This is a genomic window from Paenibacillus lacisoli, assembly GCF_030580655.1.
GTDB classification, from domain to species: domain Bacteria; phylum Bacillota; class Bacilli; order Paenibacillales; family Paenibacillaceae; genus Paenibacillus; species Paenibacillus lacisoli.
The window spans coordinates 92,865-112,109 of the sequence record NZ_JAUQTB010000009.1; the positions used below are offsets into that span (position 1 = coordinate 92,865).

General features: G+C 50.6%; 18 protein-coding genes. 4 read left to right on the forward strand and 14 right to left on the reverse strand.

Annotated features, from left to right (window positions below):
* Positions 1 to 123: 123 nt before the first annotated feature.
* Complete coding sequence (locus Q5741_RS15175; protein ID WP_305024955.1) at positions 124 to 1,167, reverse strand: LacI family DNA-binding transcriptional regulator; 1,044 nt, start codon at positions 1,165 to 1,167, stop codon at positions 124 to 126.
* Between the two features lie 371 nt (positions 1,168 to 1,538).
* On the opposite strand from Q5741_RS15175, the gene Q5741_RS15180 reads away from it, so the two are divergent.
* From Q5741_RS15180 to Q5741_RS15195, 4 genes are all read left to right on the forward strand, one after another.
* Positions 1,539 to 2,591 (forward strand): 2,3-butanediol dehydrogenase, encoded by a 1,053-nt coding sequence (locus Q5741_RS15180; protein ID WP_305024956.1) that lies wholly within the window; start codon positions 1,539 to 1,541, stop codon positions 2,589 to 2,591.
* A gap of 263 nt (positions 2,592 to 2,854) precedes the next feature.
* Positions 2,855 to 4,174, forward strand: coding sequence for a phytoene desaturase family protein (locus tag Q5741_RS15185; RefSeq protein WP_305024957.1), 1,320 nt, complete (start codon positions 2,855 to 2,857; stop codon positions 4,172 to 4,174).
* A complete protein-coding gene (sigJ, locus tag Q5741_RS15190; RefSeq protein ID WP_305024958.1) occupies positions 4,161 to 5,072 on the forward strand; it encodes an RNA polymerase sigma factor SigJ in 912 nt (303 codons plus the stop codon). The genes Q5741_RS15185 and sigJ overlap by 14 nt, the downstream gene beginning before the upstream one ends.
* Positions 5,073 to 5,178: 106 nt before the next feature.
* Positions 5,179 to 5,493: a hypothetical protein gene (locus Q5741_RS15195; protein WP_305024959.1), complete on the forward strand. Its 315-nt coding sequence runs from the start codon at positions 5,179 to 5,181 to the stop codon at positions 5,491 to 5,493.
* Between the two features lie 86 nt (positions 5,494 to 5,579).
* Here Q5741_RS15195 and Q5741_RS15200 read toward each other — a convergent pair whose 3' ends face one another.
* From Q5741_RS15200 to Q5741_RS15260, 13 genes are all read right to left on the reverse strand, one after another.
* A complete protein-coding gene (locus Q5741_RS15200) occupies positions 5,580 to 6,026 on the reverse strand; it encodes a hypothetical protein (protein ID WP_305024960.1) in 447 nt (148 codons plus the stop codon).
* A gap of 62 nt (positions 6,027 to 6,088) precedes the next feature.
* Positions 6,089 to 7,003 carry an ABC transporter ATP-binding protein gene (locus Q5741_RS15205; protein ID WP_305024961.1) on the reverse strand — a complete coding sequence of 305 codons (915 nt, stop codon included), beginning with the start codon at positions 7,001 to 7,003 and terminating at the stop codon, positions 6,089 to 6,091.
* Positions 7,000 to 7,992, reverse strand: coding sequence for an ABC transporter ATP-binding protein (locus Q5741_RS15210; RefSeq protein ID WP_305024962.1), 993 nt, complete (start codon positions 7,990 to 7,992; stop codon positions 7,000 to 7,002). Before Q5741_RS15210 ends, Q5741_RS15205 begins: the two co-directional genes overlap by 4 nt.
* Positions 7,993 to 8,057: 65 nt before the next feature.
* Complete coding sequence (locus Q5741_RS15215) at positions 8,058 to 8,903, reverse strand: ABC transporter permease (protein ID WP_305024963.1); 846 nt, start codon at positions 8,901 to 8,903, stop codon at positions 8,058 to 8,060.
* An 8-nt stretch (positions 8,904 to 8,911) separates the two neighbouring features.
* Positions 8,912 to 9,862 carry an ABC transporter permease gene (locus tag Q5741_RS15220; protein ID WP_305024964.1) on the reverse strand — a complete coding sequence of 317 codons (951 nt, stop codon included), beginning with the start codon at positions 9,860 to 9,862 and terminating at the stop codon, positions 8,912 to 8,914.
* Positions 9,863 to 9,919: 57 nt separating this feature from the next.
* Complete coding sequence (locus Q5741_RS15225) at positions 9,920 to 11,512, reverse strand: ABC transporter substrate-binding protein (RefSeq protein WP_305024965.1); 1,593 nt, start codon at positions 11,510 to 11,512, stop codon at positions 9,920 to 9,922.
* A 232-nt stretch (positions 11,513 to 11,744) separates the two neighbouring features.
* The gene (locus Q5741_RS15230; RefSeq protein WP_305024966.1) at positions 11,745 to 12,626 is read right to left on the reverse strand and encodes a PhzF family phenazine biosynthesis protein; all 882 of its coding nucleotides are present in this window, start codon (positions 12,624 to 12,626) and stop codon (positions 11,745 to 11,747) included.
* Between the two features lie 197 nt (positions 12,627 to 12,823).
* Positions 12,824 to 14,110, reverse strand: coding sequence for an MFS transporter (locus tag Q5741_RS15235; protein ID WP_407074368.1), 1,287 nt, complete (start codon positions 14,108 to 14,110; stop codon positions 12,824 to 12,826).
* 273 nt (positions 14,111 to 14,383) lie between these two features.
* A complete protein-coding gene (locus Q5741_RS15240) occupies positions 14,384 to 15,010 on the reverse strand; it encodes an SMI1/KNR4 family protein (RefSeq protein WP_305024967.1) in 627 nt (208 codons plus the stop codon).
* Between the two features lie 58 nt (positions 15,011 to 15,068).
* A complete protein-coding gene (locus Q5741_RS15245) occupies positions 15,069 to 16,133 on the reverse strand; it encodes an ankyrin repeat domain-containing protein (RefSeq protein ID WP_305024968.1) in 1,065 nt (354 codons plus the stop codon).
* Positions 16,134 to 16,200: 67 nt separating this feature from the next.
* A complete protein-coding gene (locus Q5741_RS15250) occupies positions 16,201 to 16,983 on the reverse strand; it encodes a hypothetical protein (protein WP_305024969.1) in 783 nt (260 codons plus the stop codon).
* Positions 16,984 to 17,164: 181 nt separating this feature from the next.
* Complete coding sequence (locus Q5741_RS15255; protein WP_305024970.1) at positions 17,165 to 18,139, reverse strand: sensor domain-containing diguanylate cyclase; 975 nt, start codon at positions 18,137 to 18,139, stop codon at positions 17,165 to 17,167.
* A 42-nt stretch (positions 18,140 to 18,181) separates the two neighbouring features.
* Complete coding sequence (locus tag Q5741_RS15260; protein ID WP_305024971.1) at positions 18,182 to 18,985, reverse strand: alpha/beta fold hydrolase; 804 nt, start codon at positions 18,983 to 18,985, stop codon at positions 18,182 to 18,184.
* Positions 18,986 to 19,245: the final 260 nt, after the last annotated feature.

Genomic DNA, 19,245 nt, shown 5'->3' on the forward strand with positions numbered 1-19,245 from the left:
ATTATTTACAAATGAAAACCTGAAACCGAGGCACCCTAAATCAGAAAAGCCCGCGCTGGACGCGGACTTCACAAAATTGAGCGTTCATCCATCGGTCCGCTGATATGAGGCATCGGCAAATCGTCAATCCGACGACGGCATGTCCCGGTGTGAATACTGCCTCATGGCCACGCTTGATTCCCGGACGATCAGACGCGGCTCGAACTCGACTCGTTCATATTCGGTCGGACTCGTGGACTGGATGCGCTTGAGCAGCAGTTCTGCGGCGAGACGGCCGACCTCATTCCCCATAATGGAAACCGAGCTGATCTGGGGTGATGTTACGGTTGTCCATAGGTTGTTATCAATCCCTACCACAGCTACCTCTTCCGGAACCGAGATGCCCAGCTCCTTGAAACGGTTTACGATACCAATCGCGACCATGTCGTTGACGGCATAGATCGCATCCGGCATATGCTTGAGACTATAGAAATAGTTAGCGGCCTGACGGCCTGTCTCAAACGAGAAATCCTCTCCAAAATAGACCAGCGAAGCATCGACCTGTCCCAGTGACTTCTCATAGGCCCGGTAACGCTCCTCAATCTTGTCCTTCGGCGCACCGGCATAAGCGATCCGGGTCCGGCCGATCTGCAGCAGATGCTCCATCACCAGCTTCCCTTCCTGGCGGGCCAGCCCTACAATATCAGCCTTCAGGTCCGCGCTCAGCGTCTTGCCGTAATTAATAACCGACACAGGGATTCCAGCCTGGTTGATCATATTCTCCAGTGTTTTCGGATACGCGAGCGGCATGATCACAAGGCCGTCCACGTGCAGCTTCTTGATCTCCCGCAGTGTCTCCAGCTCCAGACGGGCATTGCCAAGTGTATTGATCTGCACAACCCTGTAATCATGCTGCTTGGCCGCCTGTTCAACCGACCAGGCAATATCCGGAATGATAGCATTGCGGATATCCGGGACAGCCAGCGCAATCTGACGAGTCTGGCGAATCTTCAAACTCTGGGCGGACGTATTCGGAACAAACCCCATTTCGGCAACGACCTGCAGAATATGAGCTTTGGTCTTGGCACTGATACCCCCGCTGTTATTGAGGGCCCGGGATACGGTTGCAATGCCGACACCCGCTTGTCTGGCTACATCCTCTATGGTTACTTTTTTCTGGTTTGCCATGCTGTTCGTTCCCCTTTTACCGGAATCGTTTCCCGTATCACTTGAAATTTTCATTCTCTTTCTTTCATTATATCATGAAGCAGCCTTCTTGGCAGATTGCGTTAGCCGTCTAACGCCCTGCTTTTGCTGTCCTTCAGGTTACTATATGCATATTTCAAATCACCTCCTTTATTGTACTAAGATTGTGCCGCTTTGTAACTTGCCCATTCCCCTGGCTTCCCTTCTGATCTGACCTTATTCCGATTTTGCTGCCCCATTGACAACCCATACATATTATGACATCATGTTTTAGGAAACGTTTCCTAAATTATTTTTATTTTCTTTTTTAACTTTCATTATGTTCCAAACCTAGATCAGGGAGATGACTTTTCATGCAAGCATTACGATGGCACAGCGTTAAGGATGTGCGGGTGGAAGAAATTCAGGAGCCGGCAGCACTTAAAGGGAAAGTAAAAATTAAAATCGAATGGTGCGGTATCTGCGGAAGTGACCTGCATGAATACGCGGCAGGACCGATCTTTATTTCACAGGACAGCCCTCATCCATTGACTCATGAGAAGGCACCTGTTGTCATGGGCCATGAATTTTCCGGCCAGGTCGTTGAGGTTGGCGAAGGTGTAACCAAATTCAAGGCTGGCGACCGCGTTGTCGTTGAACCCATCTTTGCCTGTGGTGAATGTACGGCCTGCAGACAAGGTAAATATAACCTGTGCGAACAAATGGGCTTCCTTGGCCTTGCCGGCGGGGGCGGCGGTTTCTCCGAGTATGTGGCTGCCGATGAGCATATGGTCCATAAGATCCCGGACTCTGTCTCCTACGAACAGGGTGCACTTGTAGAACCTTCGGCTGTGGCCTTGTATGCTGTCCGCCAGAGCCAGTTCAAGGTTGGTGACCGTGCTGTCGTCTTCGGCGCAGGACCAATCGGACTGCTGGTGATCGAAGCGCTGAAGGCTTCCGGAGCTTCCGATATTTATGCCGTCGAGCTCTCCAGCGAACGGAGAAGCAAAGCCGAGGAGCTGGGTGCGATTGGCCTCAATCCGGCTGAAGTCAACGTTGTCCAGGAGATCCGCCGTCTGACTGATGGCGGTGCAGACGTCGCTTATGAAGTTACCGGGGTCCCTGTCGTGCTGACACAGGCCATTGAGTCCACAAAGCTGAGCGGGCAGATCATGATCGTCAGCATTTTTGAGAAGGAAGCTCCGATTCATCCGAATCTGATCGTCATGCAGGAGCGCAATATCGCGGGTATTATCGGTTATCGTGATGTGTTCCCGGCTGTGATCAGCCTGATGAATCAAGGCTACTTCTCTGCCGAGAAGCTTGTGACCAAGCGGATTGGCTTGAAGGATATTGTTGACCAGGGTTTTGAAGCTCTGCTGAAAGAGAAAAACCAGGTCAAAATTCTCGTATCTCCTAATTTGTAATAGACAGTTATGCCAAAAAGCCTGCTGAACAGCGGGCTTTTTGGTGTTGGAAATTGATTTGAGCCATGCTATGAACAGAAGTATTATTAATCCATAAGAAGGAGATTTACTATGGACAGACCGAATATGATCAGGTAAAGGTAATTATATTGAAATTGTAATGATTCGCTATCGAATCAGCTGAAGATCCTGGCTCTTCGTCATGTCACACATCGTTTCGATTAATCGTCATATAAGCAGCAGACCGGAAAGGATGATTGCTGATGATTAAAAACCTCAATGAAACGATATGGGATGTAGTTATTATTGGAGCCGGCATCGCCGGGTTAACCGCCTCAATTCATTTGCCACAAACGGGCCGCAGCGTACTGGTGGTCGACAAAGGAGCACAACCAGGAGGCCGCGGTATGACAAATCAGCTGGCTGGCGCGCAGGTGAATCTCGGGGCACATGCTCTCTCCAAAAGTGCTCTCCCCCTTTTGCACGAGGTCGGCGTGACGCCTGTCGGAACAGAACCGAAACCGCCGGGAAAACTTATAGTTAAGGACGCTGACGGAGAGTTTATACCGATCTCCCTTACGCAGCTGCTGCTCGGACCTTTCCTGAAGTGGAAGGAGAAAACTCAACTGCTGCGTTTTTACAGCCGTCTCCGTAAAGCAGACACTCCCGCTCTCAGTTCGATAACCCTGCAGGCTTACCTGGAATCCCGCATCTCCAGTTTGCGTGTACGTCATATCGTTCTTGCCCTGGTTCGTCTCTCCACATACTGTGATGCTCCTGAACTGCTAAGTGCAGGGGCTGCTATTGAGCAGCTCAGGCAAGGAGGGGTAATCTATGTGGATCGAGGCTGGCAGTCTATCGTGAATCAGCTGATAGAACGAGCCCAACGTTTGGGTACCTCTTTCCTTAATCATTCACAGGTACTAGAAGTTAGCGGCAGCACCCCCAACATGACAGTTACTTTGAAAAACGGAACCCAGCTGGCGGCCCGGAATGTCATCTCCACTGCAGGACCATCTGAAATGCTGGCTTTCCTGAACCCGGCACTCTCAACGGCGGAAGCTGCAATTTATCAAAACCTCATTCCGGTCAGAGCTGCATGCCTCGATCTCGTCGTCTCCGGGATGCCACAGCAGGACACGAAGTTTGTGTTAGGCATTGAAGCTCCATGGTACTATTCCAACCATTCACAGGCTGCCCTGTTAACCGATGGCCGTGCCCATGAGGTGATTCACGTAATGAAGTATCTGCCTGCTTCGGGTCGGTCAGATGCGAAAGAGGATAAGCGGGAGCTCGAAAACTTTCTGGATATCATTCAGCCGGGATGGCGCAGATATGTTATTCAAGAGCGGTTTCTGCCCCGGATGCTTGTCTCGCACGGTACCGTCACAGCAGTCAACGGCGGCCTTGCTGGCAGGCCCGGACCTGCGGTCAAGGGAAGGCCCGGACTGTTCATTGCCGGCGACTGGGTAGGATCAAAGGGAATGCTCTTGAATGCCTCTCTGGCGAGTGCGAAGGAAGCAGCACAATGTATAGTTTCTGGTATAGATCAGGATAAGGAAGGGATTCATGGTGGAACTTGATTTCGTATACAGATCGTATAAACCTCTACTTCTCTCCATTGCATACCGCATGCTGGGCTCTGTCGCACAGGCTGAGGATTTGGTGCAGGATGTATTTGTAACGGTACAGCAGCAGAGGTTGTACAAGGATGATACTTCCGTATCTAACTGTAAGGCCTACTTATGTAAAATGATCACCAACCGCTGTCTCGACTTTCTGAAATCCAACCGATTCAAAAGAGAGACTTATGTTGGACCCTGGCTTCCAGAACCTCTTGTAGAACCCTACGCAGATCCATCTGGAGCCGGAGCGAGCTTGCATCAGGATCCTCTGCAGACCGTCCTCCTCGAGGATACGATCTCTTATGCGTTCCTCATCTTGCTGGACCAGCTGACACCTGTGGAACGCGCAGTATTCATTCTTAGGGAAGCATTCGAATTCGACTATCATGATATTGCTCACTTCGTCGATAAAACAGAGCCCGGGTGCCGTAAAATATACAGCCGTCTCAAACGAAAAATCCAAGCTGAGCCGGCAGCTGACCAGATTCCCGGCAGCCAACACAAGCTGCTGGTAACAAGCTTTCTCCAAGCGGTTTCTACTGGTGATATGGAAAAACTGCTCGCACTGCTCTCCGATGACATCGTGCTCTACAGCGATGGCGGCGGCAAGGTTCTCGCGGCGGTGAAGCCTATCACCTCCAGCCAGCGCGTCATCGGCTTCATCCAGGGGATTTTATCCAAGAGTACCGGTACGGAAACCTTCCAGCTCGTTAAGATAAACGGAGAGCCTGGATTTATAATAAGCGGTCCTTCCGAGCCTTTCCCCACAGTAGTCAGTTTGGCATTCATAAAAGGTAAGATTGGACGGATCTACCTGATCCGCAATCCGGAAAAGCTTCAGCATTTACACTTATGACGGAAACTGTTAGTTTCACATGAAGAACTGATAACGATTATTCAATTCGTCTGATGGAAAGCTGAATTGATTTTATATAAACACCAATTAAGGGGGATTCCATTTCATGCTGGTATCGGCTGTCGCCTTTTCTATTCTAATCGGGATCGTCATTCTTTTTCAGCTTGCACTGGCGGCTGGTGCCCCTTGGGGCAGTTATGCCATGGGCGGAAAGTTTCCTGGGAAATATTCGCCGGTTATGCGTATAGCATCCATAGTTCAAGCTGCGATTCTGTCGCTAATGGCCTTAATTGTACTAAGCAAAACCAATGTAATTCTTCCTTACTGGCATTCGTTCGCGGGAGCTGCAAGCTGGTTCGTCGTCGTCTTCTCGGGGATTGCTCTCATGCTGATTACCAGTATATTTGCAGCTGCAGGATAGCTTCTCCATGCAAATAAGACCGTTCATCACAGCTGCACCTGCCTGCCTGTGATAAACGGTCTTACTGCTAAACGATTCAGATTATGCTACGCCAGAGCTCGCAGCTTCAAGGTCAGCTCATGACTTTCCGCTGTGTTCACCGACTCGGCAATCACCCAGTTCGGGGCTAACCTTTGCTCCAGCAGCCGGGTCTGTTCGGCTGTGAGCGAAAGGCCACTCACGACTCCTTCTCCTACCTGGAAGTCCCGGTCTGATTGCAGGCCGAATGCCTTTTCCAGCCAGATCTTAAGTCCGTTGCGTGTGTTGAACGTAATCCGGTACCCCTCGCGTACCGCCTGTTCCAAGGGTTCGTTGTGCTCCTGGGCATAAGACAGAAAATCCTCATACGTAAAATGCTCCTCAGACACGGTATCCAGCGATGTCGTATCTCCTGAGCGAACCGCTTCCAGGATGACCTCATCGGACAAACCCTTGCCGCGGGCATGCTCCAATAAAATAGCTGTATTCTGCGATATTCTTACTTCGGTACTCATATGATTCTGCTCCTTCCGTTATCAGGTTTCTGTCCATTCAGCAGCTCGGATTAAAGCACAACTCACAGCTGGTCCCGGTAACCCGATACCCAATGACCCGGAGAAACCTCAAACCATTCTGGCTCTTCATCCTGCGGACGGGCTGCCTCTACATAGAGCGGCGGCATCTGCTGGCGGACCGTAGGATCAGGCACCGGGATAGCTCCCAGCAGCGACTTGGTATACGGATGCGCCGGGTGACGGTACAGCTCCTCACTCGGAGCAACCTCAACCAGCTTGCCCCGGTACATCACGCCAATCCGGTTGGAGATATGTCGTACCATGGACAGGTCATGGGCAATGAACAGGTAGGTCAGGCCAAGCTCTTCCTGCAAGTCCTCCAGCATATTCACAACCTGTGCTTGAACAGACACATCTAACGCGGACAGCGGCTCATCACATAAAATAAACTCCGGATTCACCGACAGCGCGCGTGCAATACTGATCCGCTGACGCTGGCCGCCGCTGAATTCATGCGGATAACGCTCAGCGTGTTCCGGCTTGAGCCCTACCCGGTTCAAGAGATCAAGCGCTCGTTCCTTGATCTCGGCCTTCGAACCGATGTTATGAATTCCCATAGGTTCGCTGATAATCTGCAGCACATTCATGCCTGGATTCAATGAGGAATACGGATCCTGGAATATCGTCTGCATCCGTTTGCGGAACGGCTTGAGCTGACGCTCGTTCATCTTCGCCAGATCCTGCCCGCCAAATTGGATCCTTCCGTCCGTAACATCGTACAGGCGGACAATACTGCGACCGGTCGTAGATTTACCGCAGCCTGATTCACCGACGAGGCCAAAGGTCTCGCCGCGGTGAATATGGAAGCTGACGTTATCTACGGCCTTCAATACGTCCTTGCCTTTGGAGCTCTGGATCGGAAAATATTTCTTCAATCCCTGGACATCCAGCAGCACTTCGCGTGTTTTGTCACTCATGCTTCCACCTCCTCATCGGTACGGTCATCCAGAAGCCAACACAGTGCGCGGTGTCCCGGTGCGGTCTCCGTATAGGCAGGCATCTGCTTGCATACGTCCATGGCATGCGGGCAGCGCTCCATAAACGGACAGCCGGAAGGCGGATGCACCAGATTCGGAGGTGTTCCCTCAATCGCAACCAGACGCTGGCGCGCCCCCTCTTCACCCGGTTTCGGAATGGAACGCAGCAGCCCCTGGGTATATGGATGCTGCGGTTCGGCAAAGATTCGTTCCACTGGGCCTTCCTCCATAATCAGACCGCCGTACATGACGACGACTCTGGTGCAGACCTGTGCCACTACCCCGAGATCATGGGTGATCATCAGAATAGAGGTTTGCGTGGTCTCCTTCAGTTCCTTCATCAGCTGTAGAATCTGTGCCTGAATGGTAACGTCGAGCGCTGTCGTCGGTTCATCAGCGATCAGCAGTTCCGGCTTGCAGGATAAAGCGATCGCAATCATGACACGCTGGCGCATTCCGCCGCTGAACTCATGCGGGTACTGGTCGATTCGCGTCTCCGGTGAAGGGATACCGACTTGACGGAGCAGCTCAATTGCTTCCTTGCGGGCGGCAGTCTTGTCCATCCCGCGATGCCGCCGGATGACCTCCACCATCTGCTTGCCTACCCGCACCACCGGATTCAGCGAGGTCATCGGGTCCTGGAAGATCATTGAGATCCGGTTGCCCCGGATTTTACGCATTTCCTGATCACTCTGCTCCAGCAGATTCATCCCGCGGAACAGGACTTCCCCCTCTGTAATCCGTCCCGGCGGCTGAATGAGACGAATCAGCGAACGGGCGGTCACACTTTTACCGCTTCCCGATTCACCGACCAGCCCGACGACTTCACCTTCCTGCATAGAAAAGCTGACGCCCCGTACTGACTGCACTTCACCTTCCCGGGTTTTAAATGATGTTTTCAAATTGTGTACAGACAACAATTCCGTCATGATTTGTATTCACCCCGCTGTATCTATGTAATTCTGCATCTTGTGGCATATGCGCACTCCATGCATTATCTTTTGTTCACTTTAGGTTCAAACGCAGCCCGGAACACATCCCCCAGAAAATTAAAGGACAGCACGGTCAGCAGAATGAACAGCCCCGGGAAGATCGCCATATACGGCGCTTCACTGATAAAGCCCTGTGCGTCATTCAGCATGCTGCCCCATGAGGAATTCGGCTGTTTCACCCCAAGCCCCAGAAAGCTCAGCGACGATTCCATCAGAATCGCGGTTGCAATATTGATGGTAGCGGCCACGATAATCGTCGGCATCACGTTGGGAATAATGTGCTTAATAATAATGCGTGCCGGATTCTGGCCGGATACTTTTGCATAGAGTACATACTCCCGTTCCTTGACGGACATGGCCTCGGCACGGACAATCCGCGCAATGTTCATCCAGCTGAGAACACCAATAATGACAATAATGGTTCCGATTCCCGGCTTCAGATAAGCATTCAGAATCAGCATCAGGAAAAAGGACGGAATGGACATCAGCACATCAACGATACGCATAAGGGTATTATCAACCCATCCGCCAAAATAACCGCTCGCCGTTCCGACAATCGTGCCGACGATAACAGCGATCGCCATGGACAGGAAGCCGACAGCCAGGGAGACTCGTCCCCCATACAGTGCCCGCGCCAGATAATCCCGTCCATAATCGTCTGTGCCGAACCAATGGTCCGCACTGGGCGGCTGAAGGCGCTCCATGACAACAATCTTGTTGGGATCGTGCGGAGACAGAAAGGCCAGCAGTGAGGCCAGCACGAAAATAAATAATATAATTAGAGCAAACAGTCCGGTTTTTTGATGCCGGAACTGCTCCCGCAGATTACGCCACCGCATTGAATTCATTGTTTATCTCACCCCGTTGTCTTGATTCTTGGGTCTACCACCCCATATAGGATATCGGCCACCAGGTTGCCGATGACCAGCAGGATGGATGAAATCATGGTAATTCCCATAATGATCGGATAGTCCAGACCATGTACAGCCGTTATGCCCAACGAGCCCATGCCCGGCCAGGAGAAGACTGACTCGGTGATGAAAGCCCCGGCAATAAGTTCAGGTAAGGACATGCCCAGAATCGTGATCACAGGCAGCAGCACATTCTTGAGCACATGACGCAGAAGAACCGTAGCTTTGGTTGCACCATAGGCGTATTGAATCTGGACATAGTCCTCCTCCAGCTGACTGATCGTATTGGAGCGGATATATCGCATATAAACCGAGACATTCATAAACGTTAACACCGTACATGGCAGAATTCCATGCTTGATAATGTCCCAGGCAGAGTCCATCCCTACCGTCCGCATACCCATGCTGGGCAGCCAGTGCAGCTCGACGGCGAACAGATAGATCAGCATCAGCGCAAACCAGAAGCTTGGAATAGAAATCCCTACATACGAGATCAAGCTCAGTACACGGTCCAGAAGCCCGTTCTGCTTGGACCCTGCCAGCATACTGAGCGGAATGGAGATTAACAGGGACAGCAGCAGTGCCACGCCCATTAGACCAAAGGTAGCTGGTATGCGTTCAATAATCATCTGTGCAGCAGGTCTATGACTGACAAGAGAATAACCTAGGTCACCTGTCAGCACATTCTTGAGCCATACGACATACTGGACATACATGGGCTGATCCAGACCCAGACTCTGGCGCATCCGCTCCACATCGGCTGCCCCCATATTCGGGGTGACGAAGGATAACACCGGGTCACCAGGTGCAAGCTTAATCAGCGTAAACGAAACGATTGAAATCACAAACAGAAGAGGGATCGCCTGCGCGATCCTCCGGACGATATAGTTGTTCAATTGGGCACCTCCGAATCAACGCCGGCCTCGCGGCCGGCGTTAGTTGGTTTGCTGCTATTATTTTTTGTACAGCTTTGACAGATCCTCCAGCATAACGACCGGTTTCGGATTGGCTTCTTTTACACCGCCGTAGGTGTTGTCGATTGCCACAATCGCTTTGGTATAAGCAATTGGATATACCGTCATCTCGTTAGCTACCGTCTGCTGGATCTGTTTGTACAGATCAGCACGCTTGGTCGTATCGATCTCAACGGCTGCCTGATCCCACAGTTTGTCAAAGTCGGCACTCTTATAATGAGAGTAGTTGTAGGCTGCATCACTCAGGAAGAGGGATTTATACGCATCCGGCTCATAACCCATGATGTAACCGCCGAAGGACAGATCAAAGTCCTTATTGTTCATATCCAATGTCTTATTACCATAAGCCGTACCGTCCATTGGAAGCAGTTCGACTTCAATGCCGACATCCTTCAGCTTCTGCTGGATATAGAGAGCCTGGCTCGTCTGCGGCTTGTTCGTGTTCGTATAAGCCAGACGCAGTTTCAGGTTGCTGACACCTGCGTCAGCCAGCAGCTGTTTCGCTTTGTCTGCATTGTAATCATATTTCTCTACATCGTCCGTCTGATACAGCGTATCCGGCGTAAGAATGGAAGGTGCAGGTTCCGCAAAATCACCGGAAGAGTAGGAAGCTGTAATCAATTCATTCTTATCCAGCGCATAAGCGATAGCCTGACGAATTTCCTTCTTCTGCATTACAGGTACATTCAGGTTAAAGACCATGTACTGCAGACGGCCTTCCGGATAAATCTCCAGGTTAAACTTGCCGGTATCTTTCAGCTTGTTGTAGTCCTGGGTATCCACCATGCGCATCTGGATTTCGCCGTTCTGCAGGGCAAGATTCGCTGCGTTAGGATCCTTCGCTACACGATAAGTCACCGAATCGAGATGAGCTTTACCTGCAAAATAATCGTCAAAACGTTCCAGGGTCACATATTCGCCCGGACGGTACTCTTTGAATTTGAATGGACCGGAACCGACAGGCGCATTGTTCTTATCGCTTTTCTCAATGTCAGCCACACCATCGAAGATGTGCTTTGGAATCGGATAGAAGGCAACCATACCGCCCTCGAATGCTGCGGATACTTCCGGCAGCTGGAATTTCACAGTCAGATCGTCTACCTTGGTAACCTTCACCGGCTTGCCGTTGAACACAAACTGGCTGCGCATGGAGCTGTGCTGCTTCTCATCCAGAATGCTGTTCATGGTGAACACGATATCGTCAGCCGTCAGCGGCTGTCCATCATGCCATTTAAGCCCGTCTTTGAGCTTCAGGGTGTATGTAAGATGGTCATCGGAGAAGCTGTCACTCTCGGCGAGGACATAAGTTTTTTTGCCATCATTAATGTTAAACAGCGGAGCGTACAGAGACTGGTCAATCGTCAGCGTCACACGGTCTCCTGCATAGATTGGGTTCATCACCTGCGGATCATCCTGAACGGCAATCACGATGCTGCCGCCATCTTTCGGCGTACCGTCGTCACTTGCCGTGGAGCTGGACGAGCTGGCGCTGTCACTACTGCTGCCGCACGCACTCACGATGGCGATCATCGCAACGAGCATTAGAGACAGCCAAATTTTTCCTGCTTTCATTGTTGTTTCCCCCTCATGTTGTATCAAATCTATTAGAGATTCTGTTAAGTAGTATAGCAAGTCACCGACAAAAATCAACCATTTTTCCGACTTATTTTATAGGAATTATAATTAAAGCGTTTTCATCTTGTTTTTTCTGTGAATTCTCGTTTCCGAACTAGATCTCCTGCCCCCTACAGGATTGCATCAAATGATAGACAAAAAGACCCGCATGTCTGCGAGTCTCCGGCTGCTATTCTACCAACCATTCTCCTCTTGCAACAGGAAATACTTGTCCTCCTACACGGATATCCATTCCTGCTCCATCACCGCTGGCTCTAACCAGGATCAGAGATTTCCGTTGCATCTCATACCCCTGCTCAACCCGGTAAGCCAGACGCTGTCTGTTCAGAAAATGATGCTTCAGCAGGTATCCCGCCAGATTACCGTTCGCGCTGCCTGTTGCTGCATCTTCAGGATAGCCGGAATCATCACAAAAAACCCGCACATTCAGGTCATTTGCCTTGTTATATGTTTCCGTAGAGAACACCAGAATATTGGCCCCAAATTGCTCCTTTAAGAACCAGCTGTACTTTTCCGGGTGGATCCGGCATTTCCTAACGGCTGCGAGTGAAGTTAACGGTACAATGAGCGAAGGCAGCCCGGTGGACACCTCCTGAATCGGATACCCATCGGCCATATCTTCCGGCTGGAGATTCAATATTCCGCATATTGTTTCCCTATCGACGGTACGGCCGAACTGTGGAGGCTTCTGCTGCATCCAGATCTCTCCTCCGGCTTCGAAGGTAACCGGAATCTGTCCGACCTTGAGATTAAGAAGAAGCTGGTCCGTCTGCTCATGACCGTATTCACGACGAAGGATATAAGCGGTTCCGAGCGTTGGATGACCAGCGAAAGGCACCTCCGTATCCGGCGTGAAGATCCGTACATCATACCCTCCATGGACTGATTCTCCGGATATGATGAAGGTGGTCTCGGCAAAATTCGTTTCCTTGGCGATCCGCTGCATGTCTTCTGGCGTGAGGCCGGCAGCATGACGGAAGACTGCCAGCTGGTTCCCCTGGTATCTCTCTTCCGCAAATACATCAACAATATCAAACGGTATCATTTTCATAATCTCACTCCTTCAGGCAATGCAATAGGTAAATAATCTCATCATATATGAAAATGAGTTACTCCATATTGTAGAACATCGAAAAGCTTATATAAACTGCTGCTCCCCAGATAATCAGGGCGGGTCAGATAGCCAAACAGGCGGCCGATCTCTCGGCCGCCTGTTTGTGGTACGATTCAATTTGATCCCTATGAGCTTCAGCTGGCCAGCAAAATACGCCTTCCAAGGGTACCGGTCAGAATCAGCATAATGAAACCGATAGAGACCGGAAAACCGTAGAGCTCAAACCAGTCCAGTGATGAGGGCCAGGCCTTCATCCAGCCATAGATCCTGCCACCGGCTAAAGGCCCGACAAACGAGGTTAATCCCGTTAAAGCTGAATACATGGCGATGAACATCGGACGTTCACTTTTTGGCGTATCTCCGATGGTAAAGTTAAAAGCAAGCTGGTTAAATCCGCCGACACCGATCCCAAGCAGCACATGCGACAGAACCAGCACCAGCAGGATCGGCAGGATTGCAAGCAGTCCCCAGGAAAGACAGGAAGCCGCAATAATCGGAAGCGTCCAGAAAAGCAGCTTCTTATTGCTGTACCGCGCATTCAGATTGCCCCAGATATAGAAGCTCGCCATCATTGCAAGTGTCTGCATGACGGTAATAATGGATATTGTTTTGTAATTGACATGCATCAGGTCCAGCATGGCATAGCTGAACAAGGGTACAACAAGCGTCTGTACCAAGAGCCAGCTGGCCAGAAATGCAGTCGCTTTCATGAATCCGGCGTCCTGCAGCGGTCTGCGAAGCATCGGCCAGAAGGACGTTTCCTGTGACCGTTCGAACGGAAGGTCCGGATAATAAAAATAAATGATAATGTTGGCTACCGAGCAGATCCAGATCGGAATAAAGAGCAGCAGGAAGCCGGTGCCGCCGGGAAAACGGTCTAACAGGATGCCACCCGTGAAGAGGCACAGGCTGCCGAGTGCATTCAGAATGGTATTGCGGATCCCGAAATGTCGGCCCCGTACCCGCGCAGGCACGATATCACTGATTAACGATGTCCAGAGCATGCTCGCGACAGCGTTGGCCGCAAACGCCACTGTATAGGTCGCAATATATACGCTAACCCACAGATCCTTCGGAAATATAAAAGGAATTAATCCGGTACCGGCCCACAGCAGTCGATGAATGGTCAGAAACCAGATCAATGTCCACTTGCGGCTGCGAATGCGCTGTATACCATAAGCAATTCCAAGCTGAGCGATATTAACAAAGGTGGTTATTGCCAGTACAAAACCGATCTGACTGGAGCTGGCGCCAAGATAAAGCAGAAATCCGGTAAGAAACGGACCTCCAAGGAGGGTCTGAAATATCGTTGAAGGTACCCCTTCCCATGTGGCAATACGTATCTGCCTGCGTTGAACTGATAGCCTCCTGCGCGGTCTTGGCTTGACCGCCGGTCGGACTTGCTTGACCGTGTTAGGTATGGGGATACACTCCTTTGACTGACCTGGGGTCCGTCTTCATCTGACTTTCTTTCCCCATTCTACTCGGAAGCGCTAACATGTCAATAAGGTTTTGCACTGCAGCTTGCGGCTGCTTTCCGTTCATGCAGATGACCGGCATTCGTTCGGAATTCAATGTCCTGCACGCCTGTTCTCTGTTATCCCCCAGCGGCCTCCGTTACGGCCAGTGGCGTCATATATTCTTTGTTTATGTCTTTACTTACTCTAGGCATTTATTCAGGAATCTATGAGGTCCTAATCTTGCTGTGCTTCCAGCTCTTCGAGCGACCGGTCCAGCCAGGTTTCATACCAGTCCAGGAAGGTAAGCCGGTTCTCATTCTCAAAATAATGATCCGGAAAAATGCCGTTACCGTTGACCCGGTCGTCAACCCAGATTTCTCCACAGGAAGGCCCGCAGAGGACCAGATTCATGGACACCCCGCAGCCAAAATTGCTGATGCGCAGCAGCCCGGCTGAATGCTCCGTACTGAAATACTGTTCCTCCATTCTCTGAAGCTGCTCCTCACTGTGCGTATCTTCGTTCCAATCCGTATCCATGTTCCACTCGTCCGTATAGGGAAATGGTGCAGATATATCATTTAGTTCATTTTTGTGATCCAAATCGCTGTATACACCCTCTTCCGGCTCAGCCAGACCGTAGTAGGGACCCGCGCCGCCGGCGCCCGCCTGCATGATAAAAGCTTTATAATTCTCGGGCAGCGTCACACTCCAGGCCTTCTCGAAGCCCCTGACCTGATCCTCATTCCAGGGCGGGGCCAGTCTGTATCGATGCTGATCTGCTCCGAACAGATCAAGCGCAGGATCCAATGCTGCCAGCTGCTTCAGCTTCCGCAGGATTCGATCTATTTGCTTCTGATACACTCCATCAGCCTCCTTTTCATCTAACTCAGGTGAAATACTTCCCGTTATCGCATTGCTACTAAAAGATGCTCATGAGATACCGGACCGGATCAGCCATAAAATCGGCATACTTGGCAAGCGGCGCATACTCCAAATGCTCCTCATCGTACCAGCCCACCATGTTCGAACCAGGATGCCATACAATCAGGATATCGGAATAGTTATCCACCTCTGCCGAGAGTCTCAGCAGCTTTTTGCGCCCCGCCTTCATCTCGATCGTATCCGTCAGACTGAAAAATTCGATATACCTGATATCATACTCATTGTCGGGAAGCTCCAGACGCCGCTCTTCACCAGACAGAAAATCCACCATTGCCCTAGGCAGCTTGTAGCTTCGCAGCGCATACAGCTTATTGCTGCGGTCATGGTATTCAGCAGGCTCCAGTCCCTTCAGGTAATCCGTCATTTCGGTGTTCTTGTTCACAACTGCAATCGTATAGGCACGATCCCCGTCCTTCTCCGTCGCTGTCACATCGGCTCCGCGTTCTACTAGATAACGCACCATGGCCATATCGTTATTCCGGGCAGCCACCGTCAGCGGGGTGGCCCCATAAGGATAGACCATATCCGGCTCGCTGAAGTTTATGTCCACCCCCTGGGTCAGAAAGAAGTCAACGACCGATAACTGATGATCCGAAACTGCTGTCCGAAGTGTTTTCCCTCCATACTTGCGTATATCCAGACCCAGCTCCTGTATTAACGGAATATGCCCCGTTTTGCCGTAGTAGGCCTCCTGATAGGCAGAAGAGCCGACGCGGTTGATCAGGTCGATGCGTGCTCCCTTCTCATAGATATACCGCACTGTCGCTTCGCTGCCATAGCGGACGGCTTTAAGAAATGCAGGGCTCTCCGGATGATTCAGTTCCGCTCCATGCTCAACCAGCATTTGAATGATCTCCTGCCGATCCAGAATTAGAGCGATATCGAGCGGAGACAGCTGTATATGCTTGCTCAAAATAAGCGGCTCTTGAATGTTCCATCCCTTTTCCAATGCCTGTTCCAAAGCCTGCTTGTTCCCTTCATAAATATGTAATGCCGGATCCGGCAGGGTTGCAAAGCTTCCTTTATCCTTCAGCTTGTACATGCTCGTCCTCCTTACTTTTATTACTTGGGTCATCCTCGCCACCTGGTAATCCTGCATCTATAACGGCTCATCCTGTCTGAAATATCACTGAATTCACGGCGCTCTGCACACACCCTAGCAGAGCTTCATACAGCTGTGAAGTCAGCTCTTCGTACTCCTTCTCCTTCTGATGCTGGTAAGCGGAGTATGGCGGCGAATCGTTCCATGATCCCATCCCACCAAATACCCAGCTTTTGTAGGCAGCATTCAGCATCCGGCTTGCCTGTTCCGAGTAGATGGCCGGCAGATCAAAGGACATTTTGGGAACAGGGAGAATACCCTTGAGGATATTCAAGCCGGGTTCAAAAAATTTCTCCCGCCAAAAGCTCTCTTCAATCGCATCGGCCAGCTCTCCAATTCCCTGAAGAACCTGATGCAGTCGGCTGGAGCAAACCTCTAGCGGGATAAACTGCCGTGAATCCATGCTGCCCGTCTGCAGCTCCTTCTCGGTATAGGTTACATTCCAGAGCTGCCGGGAACCCCGCTGATCGAACTGCCAGGACGGTGTCCATACCCGGTTAACCCCGGTTCCGAGCACAACAACTCCGATAGGTCTCCCACCGCCGGCAAATCCGCTGGTCTGCCAATAAGAGTGCGGTTCGCTGCTGCTGACCAGCATGATCCGTTCTCCTCCCTGCTGTCTGATCTCCTGCAGCCACTCCCGCCATCCACAGCTGCGGTGGTTGTTCTTAAACTGTATTTTCAGGCTTTCATGCTGCTCCAGCTCCGGATGTGCTGAATCGGACCCGGCAATCAGGAAGCCGTTGCCCAGAGCTGTAATTAGCAGCAATTGATGCAGTTCCCCATTCATGCTCCTGCTCCTCCTTCAAGCTGTCTTTCGTAACGACAATGCTTCTTGAGTTATATTTTACCATATACGATTCTGGACCGACCGGCTTTGTCTGATCTGCTCAGGCCAGGTATCTGCAACTATCCATGTCACAAAAATGAAAAGGACGCTTTCATCCGGGAGGATAGCGTCCTTTTTTACATTAAACCTCACTATATCCGGTAACCTGGTTACGTCCTCTTGTTTTGGAGGCGTACAGCGCCACATCCGCTTTGTGCAGAAGAGACTCCCCTGTATCCGAATCTTCAACGGCTGCTGTCCCCACACTGATTGTAATGCGATAATCCCCCCAACGGGCGGACTCGGCAGCCTCACGAATTTTTTCTGCCGCCTCAACTGCCTGACCCTCCTGGGTTCCGGGCAGAATGATTACAAATTCTTCTCCGCCGAAACGGGCGGCTGCATCATCTTTCTCCAAATTGAGCTGCAGCAGCTTGGCCAAGTGAGTCAGGATCAGATCTCCTACAGGGTGTCCGTAGGTATCGTTGATTTTTTTGAAATGGTCAATATCAAGGATAAGCAGCGAGAAGGGCGTGCCTGATTCCTGGTAAGCATGAATATGCAAATCCAGCTGCTTCTGAAAATATCGCCGGTTCTTCAGGCCGGTTAACGGATCGGTTGATGCCAGCTGTTCAAGTTCTTCATTCATTCGGGTCAGTTCCTGCTGCTTGGCTTCATACTCCCTATGTATTTGTTCTAATCTCAAATTGGCCTCATTCGTAGCCTGATACAGCTCCTCCAGCCGGCTTTTGGTCTGCAGGATATCCTTCTCATGCTCAATCCGCTTGCGCACAACGATTAAGATACAGTCAATATAGACGATCCCTTCCCTTTCTTGCCTGACTCCGTTGAGGAGGACGGGAAACTGCTGACTGCTGCTGGTTCTTAATGAGAAATACATCTCGTTCACATGCCCATACAGCTGAATATACGGATAGAAGTATGTATGAAAAAACATTTTGTTCGTAGCTGACATTGCGGATTCAATGTGCTTCCCTACCAGCTCATCGCGCTTGTATTCCAGCAGGTCCAAAAGCGTTTGATTCACCTCCTGGACCACACCATTTTCCAACATTGAGAAATAACCGCAAGGGGCTCTATCTAGTTGAATATCCATTAAAACAGCCTTTCTATCCAAATTACCTGATGGTCTGGTTATCTATGATCTGGAAATATACTCTTTAATCAATTCGATTGTCTCTTGGGGCTGGCTTAGATGGGGATAGTGGCCTTTGGCATTCATCTGCCTCAGCTCACTGTGACGAAGATGAGAATGCAGATAGTCCCCCACCTCAACAGGAGCGATACTGTCGTCCGAGCACTGCAGGATCAGCGTCGGTACAGACATAAGTGCAAGCTCCTTCCGGCAATCGCAGTAGAACGTTACCTCTGCAAATTGACGGGCAATATGCGGATCTCTCGAACAAAAGCTTTGCTCCAGTTCGTGAGTTAGCTCCGGCCGGTCTGAATTCATGGCAATTGGAGCCATATAGCTGGCCCAGCCAATAAAATTCATCTGCATCATCTCCAGCAGTTCGTCAATATCACTTTTGTCAAAACCGCCGAAATACGCTGGAGGATCATTCACATAACGCGGAGAAGGGCCCAGCATGACGATTCGTTCGAAACGTTCTGGAGCGCGTATGGAAGCCAGCATGCCAACCATGCTGCTAACAGAGTGTCCTACAAAAATGACATCCCGGAGGTCCAGCCTCTCGATAATATCAATTACATCCTGGGCATAACCTTGCAGACTGCTGTATTTGTCTGCATCGTAATGCCTGATCTGGGAGTTACCGGAACCCACATAATCAAATAAAACAATCCGGTAATCACTCATAAAATCAGGAACGATATATCTCCACATACCCTGATCGCATCCGAAGCCGTGGGCAAACATAATGGTTTGGCTCCCACTCCCTATGACTTGTACATGATTACGTTCAAGAACATCTACTGTCATCGCTTTATCACCTCTGAGAAGGGCTTGTCTGGCAGAAACATAAAAAGTCAGTTACAGCCCAGTCTATACCTTGATTATATCGGAAAAGCAGCGCCCGGAGAGTAGACAAGAAGTATGAATCTTTCTGGGACATTGGTCATCCCATATGTTGCTAGCCGGATTTCTCTCATCTTCCCCACCAACAGCCTTACAATGCCGGCTCCGACCGCTTCAATCGCATGTGAATATGTAAATCTCACCTTGCTTCGCCGGATTGGCGC